Source organism: Rathayibacter sp. PhB152 (assembly GCF_003751395.1).
Lineage (GTDB): Bacteria > Actinomycetota > Actinomycetes > Actinomycetales > Microbacteriaceae > Rathayibacter > Rathayibacter festucae.
In genome coordinates this window covers 375980-392771 of sequence record NZ_RJUT01000001.1, presented here as the reverse complement: position 1 = coordinate 392771, position 16792 = coordinate 375980, and the positions used below count along the sequence as shown (strand labels likewise).

Here is a 16792-nt window from a genome sequence, read left to right as displayed (position 1 = left end):
GTACTCGGCGGTCGAGTACGACAACTTCTGGAGAGTGGGAAGGGCTGGGGCGCGCGCGAAACACGATCGCAACGTCGGGGTCACAGCGGCGACACGGGGGCGCGGTTGACTTCCTGTCGAGCGATAGAAACCCCGGCAGCGACCGGACCAGCAGACGGAGCAGGCGCAGTATGACGACATCAGGCACCTCGACCACGGCGGGTGCGCGCGAGCACGCCCGCGCCCAGGAGGCGGCGGCGGCGAGCACACGCCCCGACGCGCCGGAGGGCGTCGCCCCGGCGGATCTGCACTGGTCCGAGCGGATCGAGGGCGGCGGCTACGGCCACCGCGTCCTCGCCCGCGGCACGCGCCTCCGACTGACCGACGTCACCGGCGACGCCTGCGTCTCGCTCCTGGTGTACAACGCGATGGAGCCGCACGAGCGGCTGAACGTCGCGGACACCGTCAAGGTGCAGTGGCAGGTCTACGCCGGCGCCGGACAGCTGCTCCTCAGCGACCAGGGCCGCGTGCTCGCGAGCGTCGTCGCCGACGACTCCGGCCGCCACGACACGATCTACGGCACGACCGCGCTGGCGCGGAACGTCGAGCGCTACGGCGACGGCTCCCCGCAGGGCCCGTCGCCGGCCGGGCGCGAGCTGCTGCTGCTCGGCGCGGCCAAGCACGGGCTCGGCCGACGCGATCTGCCGCCGAGCGTCTCGTACTTCCAGGGGGTGCGGATCCGCGAGGACGGCAGCCCGGAGTGGCTCGGCGGCGCGGGACCCGGCCGCTCGGTGACGCTGCGGCTCGAGATGCCGGCGATCGTCCTGCTGGCGAACACCGCGCATCCGCTCGACCCGCGGCCGGAGTTCACGGTCGGCCCGGTCGACGTGCACGCCTGGGCGGGCGAGCCGGCGAGCGCCGACGAGCGCGACGCCACTCCGGAGGGCCGCCGCGCCTTCCTGCAGACCGACGAGTACCTGAGCGCGAGGGGCATCGCATGAGCAGCGACACGAGCACGAGCAGCACCACCACGACCACGACCTACGGCACCGAGATCCACCGCGAGACCGTCGCCGCCCGCGCCCCCTGGTCGCGCCTCCTGAAGCGCGGCGAGCACCTCACGATCGTCGACGTCGACGGCAACCAGGCCGTCGACTTCCTCGCCTACGACGCGGAGGACCGCACCGCCTACTCCGCCGCCACGACGCTGCAGGCGCAGGAGACGGTGTACCTCGTCACCGGCTCGGTGCTCCGCGACGCCGAGCACCGCCCGCTGCTGACCGTCGTGGCGACCGACGTCGAGCGCCACGACACCCTCGGCGGCGCCTGCTCGAAGGAGAGCAACGCGCTCCGCTACGGCTTCCACACCACGGCGCAGCACGCCTGCGCCGAGAACTTCGTCGCCGAGCTCTCCCGGCACGGGATGGGCAAGCGCGACCAGGTCTCGAACGTGAACTGGTTCATGAACGTGCCGGTCGATCTGGACGGCGCGCTCGGCATCGTCGACGGCATCTCCTCCCCCGGGCTCAGCGTCACTCTGCGGGCCGAGCGGGACACCCTCGTCGTCGTCTCGAACTGCCCGCAGATCAACAACCCGTGCAACGGCTTCGACCCGTCTCGCGCCGAGATGATCGTGCACAGCGGCGAGAACGCGGGAACGGGCACCGCATGACCTTCGACACCCTCCTCGTCGCCAACCGCGGCGAGATCGCGGTCCGCATCCTCCGCACCGCGAAGGCGATGGGCCTGCGCACGGTCGCGGTCTACTCCGACGCCGACCTCGGCGCCGCGCACGTCGCGCTCGCCGACGAGGCGGTGCGGCTCGGCCCGGCCCCTGCGGCCGACAGCTACCTGCGGATCGACCGGATCCTCGCGGCGGCCGCGCAGACCGGCGCCGGCGCGATCCACCCGGGCTACGGCTTCCTCAGCGAGAACGCCGAGTTCGCGCGCGCCTGCGCGGCGGCCGGCATCGTCTTCGTCGGCCCCACTCCCGAGCAGCTGGAGGTGTTCGGCGCCAAGCACACCGCGCGCGACGCCGCCGAGCGCGCGGGCGTGCCACTGCTGGCCGGCACCGGGCTGCTCGACGACGCCGACCACGCGGCTCGCGAGGCCGACCGGATCGGCTACCCGGTGATGCTCAAGGCGACGGCGGGCGGCGGCGGCATCGGCATGCGCGCCTGCCGCGACGAGGCCGAGCTGCGCGCCGCCTGGCGCGAGGTGCGGCGCCTGGCCGAGGCCGGCTTCTCCTCCGCCGGCGTGTTCCTCGAGCGGCTGGTCGAGCGCGCCCGGCACGTCGAGGTGCAGGTCTTCGGCGACGGCGCCGGCCGCGTCGTCTCGCTCGGCGACCGCGACTGCTCGCTGCAGCGCCGCAACCAGAAGGTGGTGGAGGAGAGCCCCGCCCCGGATCTGCCGGACGCCGTGCGCGAGCGCATCGCGGAGGCGTCGCGCCGGCTCTGCGCCGAGGCCGGCTACCGCAGTGCGGGAACGGTCGAGTACATCTACGACCCGGTCCGGCAGGAGGCGGCGTTCCTCGAGGTGAACACCCGGCTGCAGGTCGAGCACCCGGTGACGGAGTCGCGCTACGGCATCGACCTGGTCGAGTGGATGCTGCGGCTCGCGCAGGGCGAGACCGGCTTCCTCGACGCGGTCCCGGAGCCGAGCGGCGCGGCCGTCGAGGCGCGGGTCTACGCGGAGAACCCGGACCTCGGCAACGCGCCGAGCTCGGGCACCATCACCGGGCTGCAGTTCCCCGACGACGTCCGCGTCGACGGCTGGATCCGCCCCGGAAGCGAGGTCTCCACCTCCTACGACCCGCTGCTCGCGAAGGTGATCGTGAGCGGCGGCACCCGCGAGGAGGCCTGGGCCGCGCTCGGGAGGGCGCTCGCCGCCACCCGGGTCGACGGCATCGCGACCAACGTCGGCCTACTGCGGGCCATCGCCGCCGAGCCCTCGGTGCTCGCGGCCGAGCACTCCACCGCGACCCTCGACGACCTGCGCGACGCGAGCCCGCGGGTCGAGGTGCTGAAGGGCGGGATGCTGACCACCGTGCAGGACGCGACCGGGCGCCTGGGCTACTGGCCGGTCGGCGTGCCGCCGTCGGGACCGATGGATGCGCTGTCGTTCCGGCTCGGCAACACCGCGCTCGGCAACCCCGAGGACGCGCCGGGACTCGAGATCACGATGACCGGGCCGACCCTCCGCTTCCACACCGCCACCCGCGTGGTGCTCACCGGGGCACCCGCACCGGCGACCCTCGACGGCGCGCCGATCGCGCAGTGGGAGCCCGTCGCGGTGCCGGCCGGCGGCGTCCTCGCCATCGGCACGGCCGAGAGCGGCATGCGCATGTACCTGCTGGTCGAGGGCGGGCTCGACATCCCGCTCGTGCTCGGCTCGGCCAGCACCTTCGACCTCGGCGCGATCGGCGGGCACGCGGGGCGCGCGCTCGCCCCGGGCGACGTGCTCGGGCTGCGGACGCCGAGCGTCCCGAACACCGTGGCGATCGTGCCGGTGGAGGAGCGCCCCGCGTTCCCGCACGCCTGGACGCTCGCCGCGCTCGAGGGACCGCACGCCGCTCCGGAGTTCTTCACCGAGGACGACATGGCGGTCTTCTACGCCACCGACTGGGAGGTGCACTTCAACTCGGCGCGCACCGGCGTCCGCCTGCTCGGCCCGAAGCCGCACTGGGCCCGCGAGGACGGCGGCGAGGCCGGGCTGCACCCCTCCAACATCCACGACACCCCGTACGCGGTCGGCGCCGTCGACTACACCGGCGACCTGCCGATCCTGCTCGGACCCGACGGCCCGAGCCTCGGCGGCTTCACCTGCCCCGCGAGCGTCGCGACCGGCCACCTCTGGCGCCTCGGGCAGCTCCGCCCCGGCGACACCGTGCGCTTCGTGCCGGTCACCGCGGCGCAGGCGACCGGACTGCTCGACGCTCCGCTCGCCGAGCCCGCGGCCGGCCGCGCGGCGGTCGACGACCAGGGCGTGCTGCACCGCCGGCCCGCGCACGACGGCGATCCGTCACTGGTGCTGCGCCGCAGCGGCGACGCGAACCTGCTCGTCGAGATCGGCGAGATGACTCTGGACCTCGCCTCGCGGATGCGCGTGCACGCGATCGCCGAGACGCTGGAGCAGGCGGCGCTGCCGGGCGTGATCGAGCTGACCCCGGGCATCCGCTCGCTGCAGGTGCACTTCGACCCGCGGACGACCTCGACCGACGCGGTCGCCGAGGCGGTGCTCGCGGCCGAGGCGCTGCTGCCCGCGACGGCCGATCTGCGCGTGCCGAGCCGCACCGTGCACCTGCCGCTGGCGTGGGACGACCCGTCGACGCGCGAGGCGATCCGCCGCTACATGGCGGGGGTCCGCGACGACGCGCCGTGGTGCCCGTGGAACATCGAGTTCATCCGCCGGATCAACGGCCTGGACAGCGTCGACGAGGTCTACCGCACGGTGTTCGAGGCCGAGTACCTGGTGCTCGGGCTCGGCGACGTCTACCTCGGCGCGCCGGTCGCGACTCCGCTGGACCCGCGGCACCGGCTGGTGACCACCAAGTACAACCCGGCGCGCACCTGGACCCCGCAGAACGCCGTCGGCATCGGCGGCGCCTACCTCTGCATCTACGGGATGGAGGGGCCGGGCGGCTACCAGTTCGTCGGCCGCACGGTGCCGATCTGGTCGACGCACCACCAGGCCGGAGCGTTCGAGACCGGCGTGCCGTGGCTGCTGCGGTTCTTCGACCGGATCCGCTGGTACCCGGTGGAGCCGGACGAGCTGCTCGAGCTGCGCTCGGAGATGGCCGCGGGGCGGCTGCCGCTGCGGATCGAGGAGGGCGAGTTCGGGCTCGCGGAGTACCAGGAGTTCCTCGCGGAGAACGCGGAGTCGATCGCCGACTTCCGCGCGGTGCAGGCCGGGGCCTTCGGCGCCGAGCGCGCCGCCTGGGAGGCGTCCGGCGAGTTCGACCGCGTGGAGGCGGTGCCCGCGCCGCCCGCATCGTCCGCGGTGGAGATCCCGGAGGGCTGCGAGGGCGTCGAGGCGCCGTTCGTGGCGACGGTGTTCCGCATCGACGTGGCCGTCGGCGAGACGGTCGCGGCCGGGCAGACGCTGGTCGCCCTCGAGGCGATGAAGATGGAGGCGCCCGTGACGGCTCCGGCGGCCGGGCGCGTGGTCGCCGTGGTCGCCGAGGTCGGGGCGCACGTGGCCGCGGGCACGGTGCTCGTGGTGCTGGAGACGAGGGCCGAGCAGGCCGAGGAAGAGGACGCAGCATGATGGACGACCCCGCGCTGGACCCCGCGATTCAGGACCCCGCGGCGCACGTCGCCGAGCGCTACCGGCGGCTGGCCGCCCGGCCCGAGGCGTTCATCGCCCTGCGGCCCGAGGCCGAGGTGGCCGCGGAGCTGGCGGCCGTCGATCCGGCGCTCCCCCTCGCCGGGCTGCTGTTCGCGGTGAAGGGCAACATCGACGTCTCGCGTCTGGAGACGACCGCGGCCTGCCCGGCGTTCGCGTACGCCCCCGCCGAGGACGCGACCGTCGTGGCGCGGCTGCGCGCGGCCGGAGCCGTGGTGCTCGGCTCGGCCAACCTCGACCAGTTCGCGACCGGACTCGTCGGCACCCGCTCGCCGTACGGCGCGGTGCGGCACGCCGTGGACGCGTCGCGCATCTCCGGCGGCTCGTCCTCCGGCTCCGCGGTCGCGGTGGCGCTCGGCGGCGCGGACTTCGCGCTCGGGACCGATACCGCGGGCTCCGGACGGGTGCCGGCCGCGTTCCACGGGCTGGTCGGGCTGAAGCCGACCAAGGGCTGGGTCAGCGCCGCCGGCGTGGTGCCGGCCTGCCGGAGCCTGGACGTGGTGACGGTGATGGCGGCGGATCCGGCGATCGCCCGGCGCGCGCTCGACGTCATGGCCGGGCCGGACTCGCGCGATCCGCTCAGCCGCAGCGGAGTCGCGGCGCCGTTCGCGGCGACCGCGCGGATCGGCGTCCCGCGGCCGGGGCAGCTCGGCGAGCTGGCTGACGGCTGGGCCGAGGCGTTCGACGCCGAGGTCGCCCGCTGGGCCGAGGCGGGGGCGACGCTGGTCGAGCTCGACATCGAGGTGTTCCTCGAGACCGCGCGGATGCTCTACGACGGCGCCTTCGTGGCCGAGCGCTACGCGGCGGTCGGCGCGTTCGTCGACGCGCACCCGGACGAGGTGGATCCGGTGGTCGGCGGCATCGTCTCGCGGTCGCGGGAGCTGCCGGCCTGGAAGCTCTTCCAGGACCAGGAGCGGCTCGACCGCGCGCGGGTCGCCTCGGACGCCGTGTTCGAGCGGATCGACGCGCTGCTGCTGCCGACGACGACCGAGCACCCGACGCTCGCGGCCGTCGCCGCCGACCCGATCGGCGTCAACTCGCGGCTCGGGCGCTTCACCAACTTCGCGAACCTGCTCGATCTGGCGGCCGTCGCCTACCCCGCGGGGGTCGTCGACGGACTGCCGTTCGGCGTGCAGCTGATCGGCCCCGCCTTCTCCGACCACCAGCTCGCCGATCTCGTCTGGAGCCGCTCATGAGCACCGCCGCCGCGACCACCGTCCTTCTCGCCGTCGCCGGCGCGCACCTGCGCGACCAGCCGCTGCACCACCAGCTCGCGGATCGCGACGCGGAGTTCGTCGAGGCGACGACCACGAGCGCCGACTACCGGCTCTACGCGCTGTCGACCGTGCCGCCGAAGCCCGGCGTCGTGCGGGTCGCCGAGGGCGGCGCGGCGCTCGAGGTCGAGGTCTACCGGCTGACGGAGGCCGCGTTCGGCTCCTTCGTCGCGGCGCTCCCCCAGCCGATGGCCATCGGCTCGGTGTCGCTCGCCGACGGCTCGCTCGTCAGCGGCTTCCTCGTCGAGCCGATCGCCCTCGCCGGCGCGGACGACATCACCGCCTTCGGCGGCTGGCGCGCGTACCTGGCGCGCTGACCGGCACCCTTTCATGCTGGTCGAGTAGCCCCGCCAGGGGCGTATCGAGACCCGCCGTCACCAGCAGGGCGGGTCTGCAGACTCAGGTGCAGACGGTGGTGGATCTCGATACGCCCGCTCCGCGGGCTACTCGATCAGCATGGAAGACGCCCGCTCCGCGGGCTGCTCGATCAGCATGAACCGCGCCCCGTGCCGGACGCGCATCCGCCCGTGCTGGTCGAGTAGCGCGCAGCGCGTATCGAGACCCACCCACCGGACGACGCAGGGGCTAGATCGTCGGGAGGAGGATCTCGCGGACGAGGGCGTCGAGGCGGGCGTCCGCATCGAGGAACTGGCGGAGGGTGCGGCGGGTGGCGCCGAACGAGCCGAACTCGTCGACGGTCATGCCGTCCTCGAAGTAGGCGCGGCGGAACTCGGGGAGCTCGAGCAGCGCGGACAGGATCTCGGCGGGGACCGGGACGTCGATCTGCGCCGGGTCGACCTCGATGCGGTTCTCGTGGATCAGCAGCTGCCACTCGAACGGCGGCGAGACGACGAGGTCGCCGCCCACCAGCTCCGACCACTGCAGGTGGTTGCGGAACGCGGCGGAGAGGATGCGCGAGCGGTAGCCGCGCTCCCGGAAGATCCGGTACGCCTCCTTGAGCGCCGCGACGCCCGCCCAGTCCAGGTATCCGGGCTGCACGAGGCGGCGGTCGGTCGCCACCGACGCCTTGATCCAGTCGTCGAGGCGCCCGCCCATGATGGTGACGACGGAGCCGAACTCGTGGTCCGGCAGCCCCTCGGCCTCGCGGCGGTCGAAGCCGCGCTCGATCGCCTCGGCGACGGCCACGGCCTGCGCGACCGTGAACGACACGGTCGCGTTGATGCTGACGCCGCGGTAGGTCGCCTCCTCGATCGCGCGGATGCCGATCGCGGTCGCGGGGATCTTCACGATGATGTTCTCTGCGAGCTCCGAGAAGTGCACGGCCTGCGCGACGAGCGCGTCGGCGTCGCGGTGCAGCCGCGGGTCGGTCTGCACCGAGAGGCGCCCGTCCCGTCCGCCGCTCGCGCGGAACGCGGGCAGCAGCAGCTCGGCCGCCTCGATCGACATCTGCTCGATGGCCAGCCAGCCGAGCTCGCTCTCGCCCGCGGTGGGGTGCTGCTCAGCGAGCGCCGCGATCCGCGGGCCCCACACGTCGAGGTGCTTCTCGATGGTGGTGAGCGCGATCACCGGGTTGCAGGTCGCGCCGACCGCGCCGAACGCGATCGACCGGCCGAGCTCCTCGAGGTCCGCGGAGTCGTTCCAGAGGCTGGTCGCCGTCGCGGCGCCGGCCCGCAGCGGCTCGTACGGGGCGGTCGCTGCGTCGGCGGTCACGGTGGCGCTCATGGTCTTCTCCAGGGGATGGGGCGCGTCGGCGCCGGTGGCGGTGATGCTCATTCTAGGCGAATTCTGTGCAAATGTCCTGACATTAGTGCAGCGCTTCCCGTCGGCGCTCAGCCCAGCAGCGGCTTCTGCGCCGCCCGCTGCCGCGTGTACTCCTCGAACGCCCGCCGCGTGCTCGGCAGCTCGGACACCTCGGCGACGGGCACGTCCCACCAGCCCTCGCCGCTCGGCGCGTAGAGCAGCGGGTCGCTGTTGATGTGGATGAGGGTCGTGCGGTCGGACGCCTTCGCGGCGGCCATCGCGGCGCGCAGGTCGTCGATCGAGGTCCCGCTCGGCGCCACCTCGATCACGTCGACGCCGTAGCTGCGCGCGTTCGCGGCGAGATCGAGCGGGATCTCGCGGTCGTCGAGCCCGCGGTACTGCGTGCCGTAGCGGCCGGAGCCGACGGTCTCGGACAGGTGCCCGATCGAGGCGTAGCCGTGGTTCTGGATCAGCACCACGATGATCTTCAGTCCCTCGGCCACCGCGGTCACCAGCTCGGTGTGCAGCATCAGGTAGGAGCCGTCGCCGACCATCACGACGACGTCGCGGTCCGACCCCGACGCCTCCGCCCCGCGCTTGACGCCCAGGCCGCCGGCGATCTCGTAGCCCATGCAGGAGAAGGCGTACTCGACGTGGTAGCCGAGGCTGTCGCGCACCCGCCACAGCTTGTGCAGGTCGCCGGGCAGCGAGCCGGCCGCCTGCACGATGACGTCCTCGGGGTCGGTCGCGGACTGCACCGCGCCGATGATCTCGGCCTGGCCGGGCAGCGCGAGCCCGGAGGGGGCGAACGCGGCGTCGACCGCGGCGTCCCACTCCGCCTTCTCGCGGCGGAGGCGCTCGGCGTACTCCTCGGAGACGTGGAACCTGCTCAGCTGCTCGCGCAGCGCCTCCAGCGTCTCGCGGGCGTCGGCGATGATCGGCAGCCGGCTGCCGTGCTTGTAGGCGTCGAACGCGGCGACGTTGACGTTCACGAACACGACGCCGTCGTTCTGGAAGACGGTGCGGCTGGCGGTGGTGAAGTCGCTGTAGCGCGTGCCGATGCCGATGACGACGTCGGCGTCGGCCGCGAGGCGGTTCGCGGCGGTGGAGCCGGTGGCGCCGATCCCGCCGAGGTACTGCGGGTGGTCCCAGGCGAGGGCGCCGCCGCCGGCCTGGGTCGTGGCGACGGGGACGCCGGTGGCCTCGGCGAACGCGCGCAGCGCCTCCTCGGCGCCGGAGTAGATCACGCCGCCGCCGGCGACGACGATCGGGTTCCGGGCGGCGGCGATCGCCGCGACCGCGCGCTCGAGCGGTCCGCGCTCCGGGACCGGACGGCGCAGGTGCCACTCGCGCTCCTCGAGGAAGGCGACGGGGACGTCGAGCACCTCGGCCTGGACGTCCTCGGGCAGGGCGATGGTGACCGCGCCGGTCTCGGCCGGGTCGGTCAGCACGCGCAGCGCGGCGAGGGCGATCGAGTAGAGCTGCTCGGGCCGCTGCACGCGGTCGAAGAAGCGCGAGAGCGGCCGGAAGGCGTCGTTCACGGTGATGCCGATGTCGTGCGGCAGCTCGAGCTGCTGCAGGACGGGGTCGGCGACGCGGGTCGCGAAGGTGTCGCTGGGCAGCAGCAGCGCCGGGAGCCGGTTCGCGGTCGCGAGGGCGGCGCCGGTCAGCATGTTGGCGGCGCCCGGGCCGACGGAGGCGGCGCTGGCGTAGGTGCCGAGCCGGCGGTGCATGCGGGCGTAGCCGACGGCCTGGTGCACCATCGCCTGCTCGTTGCGGGCCTGGTGGTACGGCATCAGGGTCGGGTCGAGGGCGTTCGACTGCGCGAGCGCCTGGCCGATACCGGCGACGTTGCCGTGCCCGAAGATGCCGAACATCCCCGGGATCGTGCGCTCGCGGTGGTCGCCGTCCACGGTCCACTGCCGGGCGAGGAACTCGACGAGCGCCTGGCTCACGGTCATCCGCTGGGTCTTGTCGGCCATCAGTGCTGTCCTCCGGTGGTGCTGGGTGTGCTGTCGGGCGTGTACGGGAGTCGGGGGTCGATGGCCTGGTCGTCCCAGGTGCTGCGGATCCAGCCGTGCGCCGGGTGGTCGCTGATCAGCCAGGCGCGCTCCTCGCCCGGGCCGGCCATCACGTTGAGGTAGTAGAGGTCGTAGCCCGGCGCCGCAACGGCGGGGCCGTGGTAGCCGAACGGGACGAGGGCGATGTCGCCGGTGCGCACGGTCGCGTCGATCGCGATCTCGCCGGCGGGCGAGGTGGAGGTGCTGAACATCCCGAACGGCTCGGCGCCCGCGGGCGCCTCGACGCCGCGGCTGACGGCGGTCTCGAAGTAGTAGATCTCCTCGAGCCGCGACTCGTGCCCGGGGACGTCCTCGTCGTGCTTGTGCGCGGGGTAGCTCGACCAGTTCTCGGCCGGAGTGATCACCTCGCAGACGATGAAGCGGTCGGCCTCGAGCGCGCTCGGGGTGCCGAAGTTGTGCACCTGCCGGCTGGAGCGGCCGGCGCCGCGCAGCTCGACGGGGACCTCGGCGCGCGGGACGTAGCGGCTCGGGTGCGCGGTCGCGGCGGGCGCCTCCGCGATCGCGACACGACCCTCCCCCGACACCGTCGCGGAGGAGAGCGTCGAGAGGTAGAGCACGTCGCTGGGGCCGCCGAAGACCGAGGCCCGGCCCGCCAGGACGGTGGTCTCGGCAGGGCCGGATGCCTCGTGCCGGACAGTGAAGGAGCCGGAGAGCGGGACGACGAGGCGCTCGACGCCCGCCGCCGGGAGCGCGAGCTCGTCGCCGGGGCCCAGCTCCGCGACGCGGAGGCCCGTGTGCCGCCAGCCGGGCAGGCCGCCGTCGACGACGGACTCCCAGCCGTCGCGGGCGAGCGCGCCCCGCGGGAACAGCCACTCGTTGTGCGTGGTCATCTCGGGCCTTCCGTCGTGTCTGGGTGCGGGGGTGCCGGCGGGGCGGGTCTCGATACGCCGCCTGCGGCGGCTACTCGACCAGCATGTGAGCCCGATGCGTCTGCATAAGGGTGGAGCGCAACCGGTGAATCGCGTGCCAGCGATTCGACGTGCGCGGACGCAGAACGCTCTGCGGGACGCTCCCCCTTCGCGAAGCCGACCGCGGCCGAGCGACGACGAAGGAGGAGCGAGGCACAACGGCTCAGTTCTGAGGGAAGCCGAGGTTGATGCCGCCGTGCGACGGGTCCAGCCAGCGCGACGTGATCGCCTTCTGCTGCGTGAAGAAGCGAACGCCCTCGGCCCCGTGGGCCTTGGTGTCGCCGAACAGCGACGACTTCCAGCCACCGAACGAGAACGTCGCCACCGGCACCGGGATGGGCACGTTGATGCCGATCATCCCGACCTGGACCTCGTTCTGGAAGCGCCGCGCGGCCCCGCCGTCGTTGGTGAAGATCGCGGTGCCGTTGCCGAACGCACCGGTGTTGATGAGCTCGACGCCCTCCTCGTAGGTGGCGACGCGCACGATCGAGAGCACCGGTCCGAAGATCTCCTCGGTGTAGGCGCGGGAGGTGGTGGGGACCTTGTCGAGCAGTGTCGGGCCGAGCCAGAAGCCGTTCGGGTCGCCGTCGACCTCGATGCCGCGGCCGTCGATGACGACCTCGGCGCCGTCCTGCTCGGCGATCGCGATGTAGGAGGCGACCTTGTCGCGGTGGACCTCGGTGACCAGCGGTCCCATGTCGCAGCCGCGGCGGCCGTCGCCGATGCGCAGCTTCGACGCGCGGTCCTGGATCTTGGCGATCAGCTCGTCCGCGACGGGCTCGACGGCGACGACGACCGAGATCGCCATGCAGCGCTCCCCCGCCGAGCCGAAGCCCGCGTTGATCGCCGAGTCGGCGACCAGGTCGAGGTCCGCGTCCGGCAGCACCAGCATGTGGTTCTTCGCCCCGCCGAGGGCCTGCACGCGCTTGCCGTGCTTCGTCCCGGTCTCGTAGACGTACTGCGCGATCGGCGTGGAGCCGACGAAGGAGATCGAGCGGACGTCGGGCGAGGTCAGCAGCCCGTCGACGGCCTGCTTGTCGCCGTTGAGCACGGTGAAGACGCCGTCGGGCAGGCCGGCCTCCTTCCACAGCTTCGCGAGCCAGATCGCCGCGGTCGGGTCCTTCTCGCTGGGCTTGAGGATGACGGTGTTGCCGGCCGCGATCGCGATCGGGAAGAACCACATCGGCACCATCGCCGGGAAGTTGAACGGGGAGATGATCCCGACCACGCCGAGCGGCTGCTTGGTGGAGTAGACGTCGACGCCGGTCGAGACCTGCTCCGAGTACTCGCCCTTGAGGTGGTGCGCGAGCCCGGTCGCGAACTCCACGACCTCCTGCCCGCGGGTGATCTCGCCGAGCGCGTCCGAGACGACCTTGCCGTGCTCGGACGTGATGATCTCGGCCAGCTCGCCCTTCTTCGCCTCCAGGAGTTCGCGGAAGGAGAAGAGGATCTGCTGCCGCTTCGCCAGCGACAGGTCGCGCCAGGCCGGGAACGCGGCCTTCGCGGAGGCGATCGCCGCGGCGATCTCGGCCTCGTCGGCCAGCGCCACCTCCTTGGTCGCGACACCCAGCGCGGGGTCGAAGACCGGCGCGGTGCGGCCCGAGGTCGAGGGCGACTCGCGCCCGTCGATCCAGTGCGGGACGACGGCGAGCTGGTGCAGCGGGGTGGTTCCGATGGTCTCGGACATGATTCCTGTCTCTGTTCGTGGGAGAGGGGGTTCGTGGGAGAGGGGGTTCGTGGGAGAGGGGCTTGTCGGTCAGGGGTGCGGTCAGCCGTGCACGAGCGCGGCGGCGGTGTCGACCGCTGCCGCGACGTCGCCGTCGGCCGGGTAGAGGAGGGTGCGCCCGACGACGAGGCCGCGGACACCGGGCAGCGCGAGAGCCGCACCCCATGCCGCGTAGGTCTCGTCGGGGCTCCCCGTCGGGTCGCCGCCGAGCAGCAGCGTCGGGAGGGTGGTGGCGGCCATCACCCGCTCCATCTCGTCGACGACGGGCAGCTTCATCCAGGTGTAGGCCGAGGACGAGCCGAGCCCGGAGGCGATCGCGATGGACGTGATGACGGCGTCGGCGGAGAGGTCGTTGACGACGGCGCCGTCGACCCACTCGCTCAGGAAGGGCTCGAGCATGATCGGCACGTGGGCCGCCGCGGCCGCGGTCACGGCCGCCGCGTTGGCCTCGAGCGTCGCGACCGAGCCGGCGTCGGCGAGGTTGATCCGCAGCAGCGTCTTCGCGAAGTCGAGGCCGTCGCGGACGATCCCGTCGATGTCGTAGCCGGTGAAGCGGTCGTCCATCTCGAAGGAGGCGCCGCGCAGGCCGCCGCGGTTCATCGATCCGACCACGACCTTGTCGTCGAGCAGCCCGAGCAGGGCGAGGTCGTCGATGATGTCCGGCGTGCCGAGCACCCCGTCCACTCCCGGCCGCGAGAGCGCGGTCGCGAGGCGGTCGAGCAGGTCGTAGCGGTCCGCCATCGCCATCGCCTCGCCGCGCACGCCGAGCGCGCCGCGGGCGGGGTGGTCGGCGGCCACGAGCAGCAGCCGGCCGTTCCCGCCGAGCAGCGGACGGCGGCGGCGCCCGGCGAGCGCCCGTGCGACGGCGGCCGGGTCCTCGGCGCGGAGCCGGCGCAGCTCCGCGAAGTCGCGATCAGAGCGTGACATCGGTGCGCTCCTTCAGGAAGGCCTCGACCTCGGCCGTGGTGGGCATCGCCGTCGAGCACTCGCGCCGCGAGGCGACGATCGCGCCGGCGACGTTCGCGAAGCGGAGGATGCGCTCGAGGTCCCAGCCCTCGACGAGGCCGTGGATGAGCGCGCCGCCGAAGCTGTCCCCGGCGCCGAGGCCGTTGACGACCTGGACCGGGAAGGGCGCGACCTCGACCGTCTCGGAGCGGGTCTTCGCGAGCACGCCGCGGGGCCCCTGCTTGACGATCGCGAGCTCGACGCCCCGGTCGAGGAGCGCGTCGGCCGCGCGCGACGGGTCGGTCTCACCGACGGCGACCTCGCACTCCTCCCGGTTGCCGACCGCGACGGTGACCCACTCCAGCGCCTTCGCGACCTCCTGCGAGGCCCGCTCCGGCGAGCGCCAGAACATCGGCCGGTAGTCCAGGTCGAGCACGGTGAACGGCCGGCGGTCGCGCGCCTGCCAGGCGACGAAGTGCGCGGACCGGCTGGGCTCCTCCGTCAGCCCGGTGACGGTCGACCAGTAGACCTTCGCCCGGACGATCGCGTCGAGGTCGAGCGACTGCGCGGTGATCGCCAGGTCGGGGGCCTTGGGCTTGCGGTAGAAGTACAGCGGGAAGTCGTCCGGCGGGAAGATCTCGCAGAACGTGACCGGGGTGGCCAGGTCCGGCTCGGTGCCGACGAACTCGTCCGAGACGCCGAGCCGGACCAGCTCGCGCTTCACGTAGCGGCCGAACGGGTCGTCGCCGGCCCGCGAGATCAGCGCGGCGGAGTGCCCGTGCCGGGCGGCCGCGATCGCGACGTTGGCGGCGCTCCCGCCGAGGTACTTGCCGAAGGTCTCGACGTCCTCGAGCCCGAGGCCGTCCTGCAGCGGGTAGATGTCGACCCCGACCCGGCCGATGGTCAGGACGTCGTAGGGCGTGGTGGAGGGACTCATACGACTCTGTACAACTCTCTGTCGCCCGTCGCTTCGGCGGAGACGTGGATCGAGGAGGAATGCTGGTCCGACTCTACACGGAATGTCCTAACAAGCGAACATGCAAAACGGGACACGTCGGCCCCGCGGACGGCGGCACCTGCGACCATGGAGCGCGCCGGCTCCGCTCCGTCCGGGAGCACGAGCCGCCACTCCGCCGCACACCGATGACGAGAGAACCCGGGAGAGAGCCGATGAGCATCCGAGTGCCGGTGAAGCGTCAGCTGCTCGCCTGGGCCGTCGAGCGGTCCGGAGTCGATGCAGGAGACCTCCACCGCCGCTTCCCCGACCTGCGCTCCTGGGAGGCGGGCGAGAAGAACCCGACCTTCCCGCAGCTCGAGCGGTTCGCGACCGCGACCCGAGCGCCGGTCGGCTACTTCTTCCTCGATGAGGCACCGGTCGAGACCCTGCCTGTTCCGGATTACCGGACCGTCGGGAATGCGCACATCGCCGCTCCCAGCGCCGACCTCCTGGAGACGATCTACCTCTGCCAGCGGCGCCAGGACTGGTTCAGGAACCACTGCATCCTGAACGGCCATCCGCGCCTGCCCTTCATCGGCAGCGTCGATGTCCGAGCCCCCGTCGCGGAGACGGCGGCCGCGATCCGGACCGCCCTCCGATTCGAGACGACGAAGCGCCACCTCTTCACGAGCGGGGAGTCCGCTCTCCGCCGGCTCATCGACACGATCGAGGAGCTGGGTGTCCTCGTGATGGTGAACGGTGTCGTCGGAAGCAACACCCACCGCAGGCTCGACAGCAGCGAGTTCCGCGGCTTCGCGCTGAGCGACGAGTTCGCACCGCTCGTCTTCGTGAACAGCGCGGACACGAAGGCCGCGCAGATCTTCACCCTCGTCCACGAGGTGGCACACCTGTGGCTGGGACTGGGCGGCGTCGACGACGCGTCGGTGGACGACGACCGGACCGCCGAGGTCGAGGTCTGGTGCAATCGGGTCGCCGCGGAGGTCCTCGTTCCGCTGGACGCCGTGCGCGCGGAGTACCGCGGGGAGGCCGACGTCGCGGAACTCGAACGTCTCGCGCGGATCTACCGGGTCAGCACCCTCGTGGTCCTCCGGCGGATCTTCGACGCCGCGTTCCTGGAGTGGGACGACTACCGAGCGCGCCACGCGGAGGAGCTGGCTCGGGTGCGCGCGATCCTCGAGAGCCGAAGGAGCGGAAGCGGCGGGGACTTCTCCCTGAGCCACCCGCTCAAGGTGAGCCGTCTCTTCGCTCGCGCCGTCATCGTCGACACGCAGGAGGGTCGGACACTGCACCGTGACGCCTACAGCCTCCTGGCGACGAAGAAGGCGGAGACGTTCGCCCGCCTCGCGCGCGAGCTGGGAGTCGCGTGATGTATCTGCTGGACGCCAACATCTTCATCACGTCGAAGAACGCGCACTACGGTTTCGACTTCGTCCCCGCGTTCTGGGAGTGGCTGGATCAGGGGCACTCCGCGGGCGTCCTCTGCAGCATCGACAGGATCGCGGACGAGTTGAGAGCCGCGGCTGACGACCTGTCGACCTGGGCGAGCGGACGCGCTCCGATGTTCCTCCGGATGGACCAGGCCACGCTCCCGAGCCTCGCGCTGGTCTCGACCTGGGCGAGCACGTCGGACTTCACCGCTGCCGCGGTCAGCCAGTTCCTCAGTGTCGGGGACTTCCAGCTCGTGGCGTACGCCCACGCGCACGGGCACACGGTCGTCACTCACGAGAAGTCGGCGCCGCAGGCGACCCGGAGGATCAAGATCCCGGACGCCTGCGCCGCGATGGGGGTTCCGTGCATCGACCCGTTCACGATGCTCCGGGCCGAGAGCGTGCGGTTCGTCCTGCCCGGGGCATCGATCGCCTGACCTGGAAGCCTCA

General features: G+C 72.7%; 13 protein-coding genes. 7 read left to right on the top strand and 6 right to left on the bottom strand.

The window, feature by feature from the left end; genetic code table 11:
- Nucleotides 1-170 precede the first annotated feature (170 nt).
- From EDF36_RS01700 to EDF36_RS21515, 5 genes are read left to right on the top strand one after another with little or no spacing between them, the layout of a single operon-like run.
- Nucleotides 171-980 (top strand): urea amidolyase associated protein UAAP1, encoded by an 810-nt coding sequence (locus EDF36_RS01700; protein ID WP_123731644.1) that lies wholly within the window; start codon nucleotides 171-173, stop codon nucleotides 978-980.
- Nucleotides 977-1651: an urea amidolyase associated protein UAAP2 gene (locus tag EDF36_RS01695; protein WP_123731643.1), complete on the top strand. Its 675-nt coding sequence runs from the start codon at nucleotides 977-979 to the stop codon at nucleotides 1649-1651. The genes EDF36_RS01700 and EDF36_RS01695 overlap by 4 nt, the downstream gene beginning before the upstream one ends.
- Nucleotides 1648-5244 (top strand): urea carboxylase, encoded by a 3597-nt coding sequence (uca, locus tag EDF36_RS01690; RefSeq protein ID WP_123731642.1) that lies wholly within the window; start codon nucleotides 1648-1650, stop codon nucleotides 5242-5244. The genes EDF36_RS01695 and uca overlap by 4 nt, the downstream gene beginning before the upstream one ends.
- Nucleotides 5241-6518 carry an allophanate hydrolase gene (gene atzF / locus EDF36_RS01685; RefSeq protein WP_221181587.1) on the top strand — a complete coding sequence of 426 codons (1278 nt, stop codon included), beginning with the start codon at nucleotides 5241-5243 and terminating at the stop codon, nucleotides 6516-6518. The genes uca and atzF overlap by 4 nt, the downstream gene beginning before the upstream one ends.
- Entirely contained in the window at nucleotides 6515-6913 is a 399-nt protein-coding gene (locus EDF36_RS21515) for a hypothetical protein (RefSeq protein WP_221181586.1), read from the top strand. Before atzF ends, EDF36_RS21515 begins: the two co-directional genes overlap by 4 nt.
- Before the next feature lie 268 nt (nucleotides 6914-7181).
- Here the strand turns inward: EDF36_RS21515 and EDF36_RS01680 are convergent, their stop codons facing one another.
- The 6 genes from EDF36_RS01680 to iolC form a co-directional block, all read right to left on the bottom strand.
- Nucleotides 7182-8330 carry a transaldolase family protein gene (locus EDF36_RS01680; RefSeq protein ID WP_260300480.1) on the bottom strand — a complete coding sequence of 383 codons (1149 nt, stop codon included), beginning with the start codon at nucleotides 8328-8330 and terminating at the stop codon, nucleotides 7182-7184.
- A gap of 56 nt (nucleotides 8331-8386) precedes the next feature.
- Nucleotides 8387-10279, bottom strand: a complete 1893-nt coding sequence (iolD, locus tag EDF36_RS01675) for a 3D-(3,5/4)-trihydroxycyclohexane-1,2-dione acylhydrolase (decyclizing) (RefSeq protein WP_123731641.1) — start codon at nucleotides 10277-10279, stop codon at nucleotides 8387-8389.
- Complete coding sequence (gene iolB / locus EDF36_RS01670) at nucleotides 10279-11208, bottom strand: 5-deoxy-glucuronate isomerase (protein WP_123731640.1); 930 nt, start codon at nucleotides 11206-11208, stop codon at nucleotides 10279-10281. The genes iolD and iolB overlap by 1 nt, the downstream gene beginning before the upstream one ends.
- 241 nt (nucleotides 11209-11449) lie before the next feature.
- Nucleotides 11450-12973 carry a CoA-acylating methylmalonate-semialdehyde dehydrogenase gene (locus EDF36_RS01665; protein WP_123731639.1) on the bottom strand — a complete coding sequence of 508 codons (1524 nt, stop codon included), beginning with the start codon at nucleotides 12971-12973 and terminating at the stop codon, nucleotides 11450-11452.
- An 81-nt stretch (nucleotides 12974-13054) separates the two neighbouring features.
- On the bottom strand, nucleotides 13055-13939 hold the full coding sequence (locus tag EDF36_RS01660) for a deoxyribose-phosphate aldolase (protein ID WP_123731638.1): 885 nt from the start codon (nucleotides 13937-13939) through the stop codon (nucleotides 13055-13057).
- Nucleotides 13926-14894 (bottom strand): 5-dehydro-2-deoxygluconokinase, encoded by a 969-nt coding sequence (iolC, locus tag EDF36_RS01655; protein ID WP_123705867.1) that lies wholly within the window; start codon nucleotides 14892-14894, stop codon nucleotides 13926-13928. The genes EDF36_RS01660 and iolC overlap by 14 nt, the downstream gene beginning before the upstream one ends.
- A gap of 233 nt (nucleotides 14895-15127) precedes the next feature.
- On the opposite strand from iolC, the gene EDF36_RS01650 reads away from it, so the two are divergent.
- Together EDF36_RS01650 and EDF36_RS01645 are read left to right on the top strand one after the other, a co-directional pair.
- Complete coding sequence (locus tag EDF36_RS01650; RefSeq protein WP_123731637.1) at nucleotides 15128-16282, top strand: ImmA/IrrE family metallo-endopeptidase; 1155 nt, start codon at nucleotides 15128-15130, stop codon at nucleotides 16280-16282.
- The gene (locus EDF36_RS01645; protein ID WP_123731636.1) at nucleotides 16282-16779 is read left to right on the top strand and encodes a DUF4411 family protein; all 498 of its coding nucleotides are present in this window, start codon (nucleotides 16282-16284) and stop codon (nucleotides 16777-16779) included. Before EDF36_RS01650 ends, EDF36_RS01645 begins: the two co-directional genes overlap by 1 nt.
- Nucleotides 16780-16792: the final 13 nt, after the last annotated feature.